The sequence below is a fragment of the Stenotrophomonas maltophilia genome, assembly GCF_013464485.1.
Taxonomy (GTDB): Bacteria; Pseudomonadota; Gammaproteobacteria; order Xanthomonadales; family Xanthomonadaceae; genus Stenotrophomonas; species Stenotrophomonas maltophilia_AW.
Window position 1 is genome coordinate 32,428 of the sequence record NZ_RAUX01000029.1, and the last position, 14,487, is coordinate 46,914.

10 protein-coding genes are annotated in these 14,487 nt (G+C 66.8%); 5 read left to right on the plus strand and 5 right to left on the minus strand.

Going from position 1 to position 14,487, the window contains the following annotated elements; genetic code table 11:
- Positions 1-52: 52 nt before the first annotated feature.
- The 3 genes from D7Y61_RS12900 to D7Y61_RS12910 all read left to right on the plus strand — a co-directional run bounded on the left by D7Y61_RS12900 (position 53) and on the right by D7Y61_RS12910 (position 4,786).
- Entirely contained in the window at positions 53-2,134 is a 2,082-nt protein-coding gene (locus D7Y61_RS12900; protein ID WP_180866582.1) for a TonB-dependent receptor family protein, read from the plus strand.
- A 62-nt stretch (positions 2,135-2,196) separates the two neighbouring features.
- Positions 2,197-3,969: a chloride channel protein gene (locus D7Y61_RS12905; protein WP_219627917.1), complete on the plus strand. Its 1,773-nt coding sequence runs from the start codon at positions 2,197-2,199 to the stop codon at positions 3,967-3,969.
- A 100-nt stretch (positions 3,970-4,069) separates the two neighbouring features.
- Positions 4,070-4,786 (plus strand): MgtC/SapB family protein, encoded by a 717-nt coding sequence (locus D7Y61_RS12910; protein WP_010485159.1) that lies wholly within the window; start codon positions 4,070-4,072, stop codon positions 4,784-4,786.
- A gap of 31 nt (positions 4,787-4,817) precedes the next feature.
- Here the strand turns inward: D7Y61_RS12910 and D7Y61_RS12915 are convergent, their stop codons facing one another.
- Entirely contained in the window at positions 4,818-5,222 is a 405-nt protein-coding gene (locus D7Y61_RS12915; RefSeq protein ID WP_180866584.1) for a MerR family transcriptional regulator, read from the minus strand.
- A 63-nt stretch (positions 5,223-5,285) separates the two neighbouring features.
- On the opposite strand from D7Y61_RS12915, the gene D7Y61_RS12920 reads away from it, so the two are divergent.
- The gene (locus D7Y61_RS12920) at positions 5,286-6,113 is read left to right on the plus strand and encodes a class I SAM-dependent methyltransferase (RefSeq protein WP_180866585.1); all 828 of its coding nucleotides are present in this window, start codon (positions 5,286-5,288) and stop codon (positions 6,111-6,113) included.
- A gap of 85 nt (positions 6,114-6,198) precedes the next feature.
- Here the strand turns inward: D7Y61_RS12920 and D7Y61_RS12925 are convergent, their stop codons facing one another.
- From D7Y61_RS12925 to D7Y61_RS12940, 4 genes are all read right to left on the minus strand, one after another.
- The gene (locus tag D7Y61_RS12925; RefSeq protein ID WP_019659952.1) at positions 6,199-6,489 is read right to left on the minus strand and encodes a DUF6959 family protein; all 291 of its coding nucleotides are present in this window, start codon (positions 6,487-6,489) and stop codon (positions 6,199-6,201) included.
- Between the two features lie 121 nt (positions 6,490-6,610).
- Positions 6,611-7,447: an OmpA family protein gene (locus D7Y61_RS12930; RefSeq protein ID WP_180866586.1), complete on the minus strand. Its 837-nt coding sequence runs from the start codon at positions 7,445-7,447 to the stop codon at positions 6,611-6,613.
- A gap of 61 nt (positions 7,448-7,508) precedes the next feature.
- Entirely contained in the window at positions 7,509-12,353 is a 4,845-nt protein-coding gene (locus D7Y61_RS12935) for a YadA-like family protein (protein ID WP_180866588.1), read from the minus strand.
- 235 nt (positions 12,354-12,588) lie between these two features.
- Positions 12,589-13,569, minus strand: a complete 981-nt coding sequence (locus D7Y61_RS12940) for an AraC family transcriptional regulator (RefSeq protein WP_180866590.1) — start codon at positions 13,567-13,569, stop codon at positions 12,589-12,591.
- 689 nt (positions 13,570-14,258) lie between these two features.
- On the opposite strand from D7Y61_RS12940, the gene D7Y61_RS12945 reads away from it, so the two are divergent.
- Positions 14,259-14,444: a Flp family type IVb pilin gene (locus D7Y61_RS12945; RefSeq protein ID WP_180866592.1), complete on the plus strand. Its 186-nt coding sequence runs from the start codon at positions 14,259-14,261 to the stop codon at positions 14,442-14,444.
- Positions 14,445-14,487 lie beyond the last annotated feature (43 nt).

A 14,487-nucleotide genomic window follows, 5' to 3' on the forward strand; every position in this document is an offset into this window, starting at 1 on the left:
GCGAATGGAATCAGCAATAATTCTCATTTACGACCTTCCACGACCTGCACCGATGCTCATCCTCGCCCCGCAACCGGCCCTCCTGCCGCTGGCCGCCGCTCTCGCCCTGTGCCTGCTCCCGGCCGCCACCACCTTCGCCCAAGACAGCACCACCACGCTGGACAGCATCCAGGTCTCCGGCAGCTGGCTGGGCACCGGCCTGCATGACAGCGTGAAGAGCTTCGCCGGCGCGCGTACCGTGGTCGACCGCCAGCGTATCGAGGCCAGCGGTGCGGCCAGCATCGGCGATGCCATGCGCCGTATTCCGGGTGTGCAGGTCACCGACAACTCCGGCACCGCAGGCAGTTCGGTGTCGCTGAACATCGGCGTGCGCGGCCTCACCGGGCGCTACTCGCCGCGCTCGACCGTACTGCTGGACGGCGTACCGCTTGCGGTAGCGCCGTATGGCCAACCGCAGCTGTCGTTCGCACCGACCAGCCTGTCCAACATCGAGTCGATCGACGTGGTGCGTGGCGGCGGCGCGGTGCGCTACGGGCCACAGAACGTGGGCGGCATCATCAACTTCAGCACCCGCGCCATTCCCACCGAGGCCGGCCTGCACGGCGAAGCCGGGGCGCGCTACACCGCCTATGACCATGGCGGCGGTGACAGCACCCAGTACAACGCCTTCCTCGGCGGCACCGGCAGCAACGGTCTGGGCGCCGCCCTGCTCTACTCGGGCCAGGATGGCCGCGGCTGGCGCCAGGGCAGCGATGACCGCTTCAACGATCTCGCGCTGAAGTTCGCCTACGCCATCGACGAACAGCAGGAGCTGCGCGCCAAGCTGTCGTACTACGACGTGCGCTCGCTGACCCCGGGCGGCCTGACCCGCGCGCAATACGAGACTGATCCGTTCCAGAACACCCGACCGACCGACTTCTGGAAGGGCCATCGCACCGGCATCGACCTGGGCTACACCAACACGCTGTCGGAAAGCAGCGAGCTCGAGGTGCTGGCGTACTACAACGAAAGCAACCGCGCCAGCTCGCTGATCAACGCCGCCAACACGCAGATCACGGTGCAGCCGCGCGATTACCGCGTGCTCGGCATCGAACCACGCTACACCCAGCGCCTGCACTGGGGCAGCAGCGTGCACGACATCACCGCCGGCTACCGCTTCCTGCGCGAGCGCGGCAATGACCGCAGCTACACCGTGACCCGCCGTACCGGTGCGGCCGGCGTGACCACCCGCTTCGACAACGCCACCGATGCGCACGCGTTCTACGTCGATGACCGCATCGCCATCGGCCAGTGGCGGATCACGCCCGGCGTGCGCATGGAGTGGATCGACATGGACCGCCAGCAGGCCGGTGGCGGCGCCAACTTCAGCAGCCGCAACGACAAGGCCCTGCCCTCGCTCAACGTCGCCTACCTGCTGACCCCGCAGCTGACCGTGTTCGGCAACTACACCACCTCGTTCGGGCCGGTGCAGAACATCCAGCTGAACTCGCAGACCGCAACCAACCCGCTGAACCCGGAAATCGCCAAGACCACCGAGCTGGGCGCGCGCTGGCAGGATGGCGCGCTACGCGCGGAAGTGACCGTGTTCAAGATGCGCTTCGACAACCAGATCCTGCAGGTCCCGGGCATCACCCCACCCACCTTCCAGAACATCGGCGCCACCGACCACAAGGGCGTGGAAAGCGCGATCGAATACCGCTTCGCCGAGAGCAGCGCGCTGGCCGGGCTGGAGCTGTACGCGAACTACACCTGGACCAAGGCCATCCAGCAGTCCGGCGACAACCGCGGCCTGGATGTACCGTTCTATTCGCGCGACACCGACAGCATCGGCGCCCGCTACGCGCTGGCCGGCTGGACCTTCAATGTCTCCAGCACCCACCAGAGCGGCCAGTTCTCCGACGCCGCCAACACCTGGGCCGAGAGCGCCGATGCGCGCGTGGGACGCGTGCCGGGCGTACGCCTGTGGAATGCCCAGGTGGCCTGGCAGGTGCCGGGGCTGGGTGACAGCGAGATCGCGCTGGGCGTGAACAACCTGGCCGACAAACGCTGGTACACCCGCAACGTCGATGGCAATGCCGGGCGCATGGTGGCCGCGCCGCGCACCTTCTACGTGCAGGGCCGCTACCGCTTCTGAGCCGGTAGCCGCCCGATGCGGTGACGGTGGCGCTCACGGTGGCGGCGTATCATGCCGCCACCATGTCTTCGCCCGCTTCGCCATCGCGCCTGCATCTGGCCTTCCAGGGCCTGCGCCTGCGTCTGCGCGGCAGCGATCTGTGGTTCATCGCACTGGCGCTGCTGGTCGGCCTGATTGCCGGCTACCTGACCCTGCTGCAGTCGGGCATCGCGCGCTGGCTGCAGGGCACGTTGTACGGGCTGGACGACGGCATGCGCCTGAGCTCCCTGCCCTCGCTGACCTGGACCGCGCTGCTGGTGCTGCCACTGGGTGGCCTGCTGGTCGGGCTGGTCAGCCTGGCCGCGACGCGGCTGAAACGGCCACTACTCGATGCGGTCGAAGCCAACGCCCTGCACGGCGGCCGTATGTCGATGCGCGACAACCTGATCGTGCTGACCCAGACCCTGCTGTCCAACGGCTGCGGCGCGTCGGTCGGTCTTGAGGCTTCGTATACGCAGATGGGCGCGGGCAGCGGCTCGCAGCTCGGCCGGGTGATGCGTCTGCGTCGCAACGACGTGCGCATCCTGGTCGGTGCCGGTGCCGCCGGTGCCATCGCCGCTGCGTTTGGTGCGCCGCTGGCCGGTGCGTTCTACGCCTTCGAAATCGTCATCGGCGCCTACATCCCCGCTGCGCTGGCACCGGTGGCCGTCGCAGCGCTGGCCGGCGCGTTCGTGGCCGACCAGGCCGGCATCGAGGCCTATCTGCTGCCTGCCGCCTCGACCATCGACGTACGCGCCGCCGACTACGCCATCTACGGCCTGCTCGGCTGCTGCTGCGCGATGGTCGGCATTGCCATCATGCGGCTGATCGCCTCCATCGAAGGCACGGTCAAGCGCAGCCCGCTGCCGGCGTGGGGCCGGCCGGTGGTGGGTGGCCTGCTGCTGATTCCACTGGCGCTGGCCAGCCCGCAGGTGCTTTCGTCCGGACACGGCGCGCTGCACCTGGACCTGACCACCCACCTGCCACTGATCTGGATCGGCGGCCTGCTGACCTTGAAGTGCCTGGCCTCGGGCATCTCGCTGGGCTTCGGCTTCCGTGGCGGCCTGTTCTTCGCCTCGCTGTTCATGGGCACGCTGGTCGGTGCGCTGTTCGCCGGGCTGCTGGGCATGGCCACCGGCGTTCCGGTGGTCGACGCCACGTCTGCTGCACTGGCCGGCATGGCTGCACTGGCCGCCGCCGTGGTCGGTGCACCGATGACCATGGCCATGCTGGTGCTGGAAGGCACCCACGACTTCCTGCTGACCAGCGTGGTAATGAGCGCGGTGCTGGTCTCCAGCACGCTGGTGCGGCAGTGGTTCGGCTACTCGTTCTCGACCTGGCGCATGCACCTGCGCGGGGAGACCATCAAGAGCGCCCGCGACGTCGGCTGGGTGCAGAGCCTCAGTGCCGGGCGCCTGATGCGCAAGGGCGTGGCCACCGCCCCTGCCGACCTCGACAGCGCCGCGTTCCGCCAACGCTTTCCGCTGGGCTCGGGCACCCGGGTGATCCTGATCGACAGCGAGGGACACTACGCCGGCATCGTACAGATCCCGCGGGTCTACGGCGATGGCGTGAAGCCGGAAACCCCGATCGGCGAGCTGGCTGAGAACCGCGACGTCTCGCTGTCACCGGCTGCGGATGTGGTCAGCGTGATGCAGCGGTTCGACCAGACCCAGGCCGACGAGCTGGCAGTGGTCAGCACCGACGGCCAGGTCCTGGGCGTGGTCTCCGAGGCCTTCGTCCGCAAGCGCTACGCCGAGGAACTGGACAAGCGCCAGCGCGAACTGATGGGTGAGCGCGTCGAGGACACCGACTGATCCCAAAAAGGGGACGGAGGGGATTAAGTCGTTTGTGGCCCATCCGGGCATCCACGCACGGCGTGGATCTACCGTCACATGGCCGGGGTAGACTCCGGCCATGCGCTTCATCGAAACCTTCCAGGCCGGCCCTTTCGCCGACACCGTGGTCAGCCTGCTGGCCGCTTTCGTGCTGGGCACGCTGATCGGCGCCGAGCGCCAGTACCGGCAGCGCACCGCCGGCCTGCGCACCAACGTGCTGGTAGCTGTCGGCGCCGCTGCCTTCGTCGACCTGGGCATGCGCATTGCCGGCAGCGCCGAAGCCGTGCGGGTGATCTCCTACGTGGTCTCCGGCGTCGGCTTCCTCGGCGCCGGCGTGATCATGAAGGAAGGCATGAACGTGCGCGGCCTGAACACCGCCGCCACTCTGTGGTGCTCGGCGGCGGTCGGCAGCTGTACCGGCGCGGACATGCTGGCCGAGGGCGTGCTGCTGACCGTGCTGATCATCGCCGGCAATACCCTGCTGCGGCCGCTGGTAAATGCGATCAACCGCATTCCGATCAATGAGGCGGCCACCGAAGCGACCTACGAAGTGCGCCTGAGCGTGGATGCCGAAGCCGTGCCGCGGGTGCGTGAGCGTCTGGTCGACGCGCTGGAAGCAGCGCAGTACCCGGTCGGCGATGTGCAGCTGGTCGAGCATGCCGACGCACCCACTGACGTGATCGCAGTACTGGTCAGTACCGCAGTAAGTGCCGACGAGCTGGACGTGGTGCTGGCGCGGATGGAGCACGTTCCCGGCGTGCTGCATGCCACTTGGGAAGTCAGTACCCGCGATTGATTCATCCACGCATTGCGTGGATGCCTTCGTCTCACCCGCCCATACGCTGCTGCGCGCGCAAGAGCTTCCGGAACGAACCGCACTTCCGGGCGTCCTCTGCCTGCGGGCAGGCTGCAGCACGCTGCAGATGCCTGCGTACCCGCTGCAGCTGCATGATCTGCCGCTGCAGCACATCGGCCTGTGCCAGCAGCGCCTCGCGGTCCAGCGTAATGCATCCGTGCTGAGGCGGCAGCGACAACCCGATCTGCTGCAGCGACAACCCGGCCGACTGGCCAAGGCCGATCAACGCCAGGCGCTCCAGCACCTGATCGTCGTACTGCCGGCGCAGGCCGCGACGGCCCAGCGACTGCAACAACCCGAGCTGCTCGTAGTAACGCAGGGTCGAGGCCGGCACGCCACTGCGCTTCACCACCTCGCCGATATCCAGTTCACGCATGGGCTTGACCTCAAGTCGCCTTCAAGCATCAACCTATGGGCAACTTCCCGGCAGGACAAGGTCATGGCCAGTACATCCCCCGTTGATCAGAATGCGCTCTGGAATGGCCCTGGCGGCCAGATCTGGGTCGCCCAGCAGGCCATCCTCGATGGTCTGTTCCAGCCGATGGCCGACCTGCTGGTGGCCGAGCTTCCGCAAACCGTCACGCAACTGCTCGATATCGGCTGTGGCACCGGCGCCAGCCTGCTGGCATCAGCCGCCGCTCGCCCGGCGACACACAGCACCGGCCTGGACATCTCCGCGCCAATGCTGGCACTGGCCCGTCAGCGCGCCGAGGCGGCAGGACTGGACGCGGACTTCATCCTGGCCGATGCGCAGCAGCATCCGCTGCCCTCCGCGCACTTCGACTGGATCCAGTCGCGGCTGGGTGTGATGTTCTTCGAGGATACCGGCGCGGCCTTCGCCAACCTGCACCACGCCGCGCGACCGGGTGCCGGCCTGCGTTTCATCGCCTGGCGCAGCGCAGAGGAGAACCCATTCATGACGACGGCCGAGCGTGCCATTGGCGATGAACTCGATCTACCCCCACGCGTGCCAGGAGCACCCGGCCAGTTCGCCTTTGCCGATGGCCAGCGCGTGCAGCGTCTGTTGCAGGCCGCCGGCTGGAAGAATGTGGAGTTGGTCGCGGTAGACCTGCCGTGCTCGATTGCCCGCGATGAGCTGCCGACCTATGTCGGCAAGCTGGGCCCGTTGGGCTTGGCGCTGCGCAATCTGCCCGAAGACCGCGCCGACGCACTTCGAAACAAGGCGCTGGCCGCGTTCGCGCCCTTCATCGAAGGCGACCGTGTGCGCGTCGATGCCGCCTGTTGGCTGGTCCGCGCCCGCGCCTGATACAAAAAAGGGGACGGAGGGGATTAAGTCGTTTCCGGCACAGCCGGGGCAAGAACGACTTAATCCCCTCCGTCCCCTTTTTCTACTACAGCGCCTCGCCGGCGTCCGCCAGGCGCGATTCAATCAGCGCATACCACTGCTGCAGCACGTCGATCAGCATGTCCAGCTCGGCGTCGGTGCGCTGTGCGCGCCCACTGCGCAGGCAGGCCTGCGCTTCCTGCAGCTGGGCGAGGAAGCCGGCCACGGTATCGGCCTGCAGGATCAACCCCGGCAGGCGCCGCCCGGGAATGCGCACCACCGCATGATTGCCGAGCTGGCCGTACACACTCAGTGTGGTTTCCGTCTTCATGGAAAGAGGCAGGAATTGGGCGTTCATCGCGTGCACCATGGAAAACCTGAGCCGCCGGCAGGCGTGGACAACGGGGGAGACGTGGCCACGTCCTGCCGGCGGTCAGGGGGGACTCGGGATGCCGGGGACTTGCCCCGGCGCAGGATTCTCAGCGTGGCTGCGCCACACCCGCGATCTGCACGCGCCGGTTCGGCGCCAGGCAGGCGATCAGCTCGCGACGGTTGCGCTGCTCGCACTGCACGATCGGCTCGGCCGCGCCGCGTCCTTCGGCACTGATGCTGGCTGCAGGCACGCCGCCCTGCACCAGCGCGCTGCGCACGGCCTCGGCACGTCGCTGCGACAGTGCCTGGTTGTAGCTGTCACTGCCGATACGGTCGGTATACCCGGTCACCCGGATTGACTGCACCTGACTGGCCTCGCGCACCTGCGCCAGTACGCCCTGCACGGCCTGCTGGCCTTCGGCACTGAGCACCGCGCTGTCGAAACCGAACAGCGCATCGGCGGACAGGCGCAACGGCTGCTCCGGCAACGGCGCCGGTGCAGGCGGGGCCGGCGGCCGCGGCGGGTCCAGCACCGCCGCACATGATTCAGGCTTCCAGTAGCCACCCTGGGCGATGCCCTTGCTGTCGAATCGCACCTGGAACTGGCAGGTGAAGTACTCCGCGCCCTGCGCAGTGCGGAAGTTGAACAGGTAGTTCCACTCGCGCACGCCCCACATGCCCTCGTTGAAATGCGGCGTGCCCAGCAGCGTGTACAGCTGGCGTTTGCTCATGCCCGGCGCGAAGCGGCGCAGGTCGGCGACGTCGGGATAGATGCCTTCCTTCAACGAGGCCTTCGAGGCCTCCGGGAACTGCACGGCGGTAGTGTCGGCAGGACCTTCGGCGGCTGGCGCATGGCTGCGGCAGGCGGCCAGCAGGCCCATGCCCAGGACCAGGCCCAGCACTGCGGCCATCTGGCCGGTGCGGGCGATGCGATGCTGTTTCATGTCATTCCCCCTTTGGACGTTTCCGCGATGCCGGGCCGCGCGTGCGGCCCGGCGGCGGGGATCACCACTGGATGCCTGCACCGACGGCCACACCGGCCTCGCCACGGCTGTTGGTGGAGCCGCTGAACTTGTAGATCCAGCGCCCTCCCTCGGAGACACCGGAGATACCGACCGCCACGCCCGATTCGCCGTTGTAGCTGCCGGCAGCGACCGAGGCCATGCTGCGGCCCGCCTCGCTGGGCTGAGGCAGGGCTGCGGTGGCCATCGCCGAAGCGATACCGGCCGAGGCGCGGTTGTCGGTCTTGCGCAGGTCGCGCTCGAAGCCGCCCATGCGCTCGTCGGTGTAGGCCTTCGACCAGTCCAGGGTCTGTGCCATGCCCGACTTCAGCTGGTCGACGTTGACCGCGTCAGTGCCCGCAGTGCCGGCCGCGACATTGCGCACCGTGGTCGGACCGCTGGTGGTACTGCCCAGGGTCACGCTGTTGTAGTTGGTCGCGCCATTGACCGTTGTGTCATAGCGGATGGTGCCCTGCTGCGACGCCTGCAGCTGGCGGACATTGACCGCATCGGTCGCCTGCGTGCCATCGGCGACGTTGACCACCTGGCGTTCCGCACCGCTGGCACCGACCGAGACCGTGTTGGCCCGGTCCGCCACCGAACCCGCACCCAGCGCCACCGAGTTGTCGGCCTGCGCCTGCGAGCCATTGCCCAGCGCGGTGGAGTTGGCACCGGCGGCGGTGGAGCCAGCACCACCTGCGGCCGAGTTGGCACCGCTGGCGGACGGATCGGCCAGGTTGTTGGTGTTGTTGGCGCGGAAGCTGCCGGCCACGTTGGTGATGTTCTGGATCTTCTGGTCGGTGTACTTCTTCGATTCGTCGATGGCGTAGTTCACGCCGTTCTTCAGCTGGCCGACATTGGTTGCGTCGTACGTATCTGAACCGTCGGCGACATGGGTGATCTTGCGCTCGCTGCCGGTGCTGCCGACCGAAACCTCACCGGCCGAGTTGCTGGCGCCGGTCTGGCCATAGGCGCCGGTGTAGCCGCTCTGCGCACCGACGCTGGCCACCGACCCGGCACCCAGGGCGACGCTGTTGCCGGCACTGGCGCTGGCGCCGTTGCCGACCGCCACGCTGTTGGCACCGGCCGCACTGGCCTGCGGGCCGACCGCCACCGCTTCCGCACCGGCAGCCGTTGCAGGCGCTGCGGTCGAGTTCACTGCCAGGTAGGCACTGCCACCGCTGTTGTTGGTGATGCGTTGGTTGAGGACCTTCAGCGAGCCGTCCACCGCAGTGAAGGCGGCGGTGACATTGTTGTAGTCGCCGCTGGTAAAGGTGCCGTCGGTGGCGATGCTGGAGATGCTGAACTTCGGCGCGGTCCACACGTTGGTGGTGCCGTTGTACGCGGTGGTGCCACCGAAGTAGTTGGCGACGGTGCTGTTGGTGCTGAACAGCTGGTCGCCGGTGATGGCATCACTGCTGCCGGCCAGGATGCTGCCGGCGGCGACGTTGGTGATCTTCACCGCGCCGGTGCCGGTACCCGTCAGCGTCACGCTGTTGAGCACGTTGCCACTGCCATCGACGTCGTACTTCACGGCCAGCTTGTCGATCTCATCGGTCTGGTCGGCGACGTTGGCCAGCGAGTTGCTGACCGCGTCGAAGGCGGTGCCGACATCGTTGTAGCTGCCCTTGGTCACGGTGCCGTTGGCGGCGACGTTGTTGATCGAGTAGGTCGGTGCGGTCAGCACGCCGCTGGCGTTGACCGCTGCACCACCACCGAGGTGGGTGGCCACGGCCTGGTTGGCGGCGAACAGCTGGGCGCCGTTGATGGCTTCGCTGCTGGTGGCGCTGACCTGGCCCGGGCCGAGATTGCGCAGCGTAGTGGCCGTGCCGGTCTGGCCCAGCGTTGCGCTGGCATAGTTGACGCTGCCATCGCCGTTGAGGTCATAGCGCAGGGCGCCCTGCTCCGAGGCCTGCAGCTGGCCCACGTTCACTGCATCGGTCAGCGCGGTACCGGCGGCCATGTTGGTCACCTGGCGTTCGGCGCCGGCGGCACCGATCGAGACCGAGTTGGCACGGTCGGCCAGGCTGCCGGCGCCCACCGCGATGCTGTTGGCGGCAGTGGCGCGGGCATTGGTACCGACCGCGATTGAATCGGTGCCGCTGGCCACGGCCTCGGTGCCGGTGGAGTTCACCCGCAGGTATTTGGTTCCGCCATTGCGGATGTCGGTGATCTGCGTGTTGAGGTTGACCAGCGAGCCATCGACGGCCGCGAACGCGTCGGTGGCGTTCTCATACAGGCCCTTGGCGATGGCGCCGCCGGTGGAGATCGTGCTGATCTCGAACAGTGGCGCTGTGAAGGCACCGCTGGCCGGATCGAAGGCCGCGCGGCCACCGAAGAAGCTGGCGATGGCTGCATTGGTACCGGCCAGCTGGCCGCCGTTGACCGCCTCCAGGCTGCCTGCGGTGATCGCGCCGCCGGCCAGGTTGCCGATGGTGGTGGTGCCGGTACCGGCGCCGAGGGTGACCCGGCGGTAATTCGGATTGCCTGCGGCATCCAGGTCATAGGTGACCGCTGCCGCCGCCACGTCATCGATCAGGCTGATCGCGCCCTTCAGCTGGAGCACGTTGACCGCATCGGTATTGGCGCTGCCGGCAGCAACATTGGTGATCTGACGCTCACCGCCACCTGCGGTACCTACCGAGACTTCACCTGCGGAAACCTGCGGTGCAGTCAGGCCATAGGCGCTGTAGCTGGCCTGTGCGCCGCGCAGCGCTGCCGAGCGGTAGCCCAGGGCGACCGAATTGGCCTGGTTGGACGTGGCCTCGGCGCCCAGCAGCGTCTGCCCATTGGCAGTACCCACGGCGCTGTCACCGACAATCACCGAATGGCCCATGCGCGCCGCATAGTCCGCGGTGGGCACGCCGGTCGGGTTGCTCGGGTCATTGATGCCGGCACCCGGGAACGCAACGTTGGCGTCGACCTTCGGCAGCTCATGGCGTGCGTTGGCGCCGATCACCACCTCCTTCGAACCATTGGCGAATGCGCCGTCACCCATCAGCACCTGATAGTCCTGCGCCGCGTTGACCGCCCAGCACGAGATGTCGGCCAGGGCGATGTCCAGGCACTTGGCTGCCCAGGCAGGTGAATCCTTCGGCAGCAGCAGGCCCAGCAGGCCACCCGGATTGCCGTTGTTGATGTTGTAGATGTAGCTGTCGGAGGTCACACCGCCGATCAGGGTCAAGTGCGAGCTGCCACCGGTAACGGCGCCGCCGAGGCCATTGAGCGTGCTGCCGACCGGTGACAGATTCACCAGCGGCAGGCCCAGCACATTGACCGTCGAATAGGTCTGCATCACGTTGGCATTGCTGAGCTTGAGGTTGCCGTTGCTCAGGTAGCCATTGCCGCCGAACAGGCTGGTGGTGGTCGGGCCGATCAACTGCCCGACATTACCGACCAGGCCACCGGTGCCGATGATCAGGCCCGCGTTCGGATCGGCCGGCGCCGGCGCTTTCGGGCTGGTCGGCGGGATCGCCGAAGGCTTGGTCAGGCCGAGGCCGCCGAGCGTGCCGCCGACCAGGCCGCCTACGGCACTGCCGAGATTGCCGATGGTGCCATTGAGGTTGCCGTTGAGCAGGTTGCCGACGGCGCTGCCGACGTTGCCGAGTGTATTGCCCAGCAGTCCACCCAGGCCAGCACCGGAACCCGAACCGCCATTGAGCAGTCCGCCAACGGTGGTACCGACAGTGCCGACGGCGCCGTTCACCGCACCGCCCACCGCACCCACGGTGTTGTTGAGCGTGCCACCCACCGCACCACCCACGCTGCCAACGGTGCCATTGAGCGTGCCGCCAACCGCACCACCCACCGCGCCGACRGTGCCGACGGHGCCGTTCAGCGCACCGCCGACAGCGTTGCCAGCAGCGCCTACCACGCCACCGACCAGACCACCGACACCCAGTGCGCTGTTCTGCGCAGCAACGGTTGCCTGCCCCGCCAGTTTGAGGTTCCTGTCGGCCACCACTTCCTGGCCGTCGGGTGCCTGCACGCGAACCTTGCCGGCAACACCGGCGTCAAAGGCTGCAGTGATCGCACGATCATGGGTCTCTCCCGGCAACTCCTCCTTGGCCGGCAGCGTGACCGCCGCCGTCGCACGGGCCTGGCCCTGACCGTCGATCTGATGCCCTGCCACCTTCAGTTTCGAATCCAGCGCACCATCCACCGAAGCTCTCAGGCCATGCAGCGCACCCGCCGGTGCAGCGCTGATGCTGGCTGCGGCCTTGGCACCGGTATCGAGCGATGCAACCTGCCTGCCCGCAAGACCCGCATCCGCTGCAGCACGCGCCTCTGCGGCAAGGCCCAGAGGTGACGCCGCTGGCGCTACATGGGCCGCCAGCGACGCATCAACCTGCGCGCTCCTGGCGCCCGCATTTCCCACACCGACATTGGCGCGTACGTCCGCGGCAAGACCCGGGACGGCGACCTGCTTCGGCGCGACGTTCGCTGCCAGCTTCACCTGCACAGTGGCCGGCAGGACGTCACGCACCACCGGCAACGAAGTGGTGCTCAACTGCAGCCCGACACGCGCATCGGCACTGATCGCAGGGCTGCTCTGCGCCTGGCGTGCCGCTGCGGCCAACGCCACCTCGGCATCCACCTTGACCGGCATCGGTTGGGCGTACTTCGCAGCGAGTGCCTGCAGGTCACGCAACGATTGATTGGATTCAGATGCTCCTGCGTGCCCGCTGGCCAGCACACACAGCAGGGCAAGCGCCAGGGCGGTGGGTATCAGCAGGGCGCTGCGTTGATCGCGGACAGCGCTGCCGCCGCTGTCGCCGGTGGCCAGTTCCGAGGCCACAACCAGAGCATTGAGCTGGCGGTTCCATACACGCCGGTAGATGCGGTTCATGAGCATTTCCCCCGTAGGCGAACAACTGGAATGTCAGTGGACTTGCCGCTAGGCAGGTGACTGACATTTCAGCGTCTGCAGCCGGGGCCGCGCACTTCATTCCGGCACAGCAATCACGCATTCCGGCAAATCCACGACCGGAATCGGCAGCTGGTTATGCAGAAGCGGCAACCCTATCGGCAAGCGGATATGCATTTCCGGCAGAAACCACGGGAAATGCCTTGCGGGACAGGGCTCAGGCAGGCTGGCCGATCTGCGCAGGCGCACGCATCAGCGTGTCGCGCGGGAGTTCCCCGAAAACCTTGCGGTAATTGTCGGCAAAGCGCGACAGGTCCCATAGGCCACAACTGAGGGCAATGGCCTTCACCGAGCGACGGCTGGAATCGGCCATCGACAGGCTGCGGCAGGCTGCACACAGCCGCAGCATCGACAGATAACGGTTGGGCGACGTACCGAACAGATCCTCGAACGCATAGCGCAACCCACGCTCGCTGACACCCGCGGCGTCGCAGATCTCATTCATGTAGATATTGCGGCGAAGGTTGAGCCGCATGAAGTTTTCCGCCCGCTGCGCGATCAGATAATGGGTACGCCGCGCGCGGCTGCACCCGGGGCGCTCGGCCGCCCCCGCACCCAGCAGCGCCTGCACATGTTCATGCAGCAGCTTCTCCGTCTCTTCCGCCTGCAGGGTGGCCCCCTGCCCCAGCTGCAGGTGCAGTTGCTGGTAGTGCTGCGCAAGCGGTGCGGCCTCGCTGGCAAGGTTGAACAGCGACAGCGCCTGGCCTGCAGGCGGTGTGCTGCGGAGGCTGAGTTCGGTCAGCTTGCGCTGCACCCGCGCCGCCGGCACCAGCATCAGCGTCATGTGCGTGCCCGGGCTCAGGGTGAACTCGCTGATACCCTCGGGCATCACGGTCAGCGCCATTCCGGGGGTAAGCGGTACGCCGTGGCACCAGCTCAATGTCTCATCGGTGGCGTGCAGATACCCCAGCATCGCCCAGTCCGGCGGCAGCATGAACCGTCCACGGCAATGGAAGCCGCAGCTGATGCTGCAGAACAACGCTTCTTCATGCACGCGCGAAGCGAATGCCGCCCGTGGCCCGTTGCCATCAAGCAGGAGCAGCTCGACATCACACACACGAAGCACGCCGCTCAGCGTCGCCAGGTCGATCGACCGCAGGCCGCTGTCGTCGCTGTCTTCCACCCCACCATCGACCATGACAGTGTCGTCCCCCGATTATCCGTCGTGCGATGCGGCCCCCACTGCCCGACAGGGCGCGCACCTCTCCTGGAATTGCTTCCATCTTCGGGGTGGACAGCGCTGCCTGCGTGCGCACCCCATAAAGCAACGCGAATACTTGAATGCGAGTATGCCCGATAATTCGCAAGGGTAAACACCCCCCTGCATTGAATAAGAGGAACACAGACGTGAAGGGGCGATTGTCGTTATTGGCACAGTTTTCGCATGCCGCAGAATTACGCGATCACATTATCTCCACGTCGATGAATCGTTTTGCGAACGAACGGATTTTCGTCACAGAACCAGACTTAATTCTTAAGGGCGCGGGGAATTCTGCCGAATTTGCATATAGGTTCCAGTTGCAGCTTGCCGCCATTCAGGCAAAGTCGATAACACGGTGATCCGGCCATCCAGCGATGGCCTCGCCCAGGGGGACGACATGACCATGCATGTATCGCACCACGCATTGACCACCGGCTCCGGGCCGCGCGGTCGTTGCTGTGCGAACAGCGTCCCGCCTGGAGACGATCACCCTGCTTGAGCATGGCGGGTCTGTCCCGCTGTGCCTCCTCTGCCAGGATGGGCGGAGGTCCACGGACGATCCCGGCGGAGCCGGGCCACCGCCCAACAGGTGTCCTGCAGCAGACAGGTAGAGGGAGACAAACGTCATGAACGCATCGATTCGCAAGTTCCTGAGGGAAGAAGATGGCGTCACCGCGCTCGAATACGGGCTGCTGGCCGCCGTGATTGCCGGCGTCCTGATCGCATTGGGCAGCACGCAGATCCAGACGTTCTTCAGCACCCTCTTTGAAAATCTCACCAAACTGGCGAACAAGGCATCGGGTACCACCTGAAGCGCGCATGCGGCTGCGGGCCTGTTCGGGGTTGGGAGCGTCT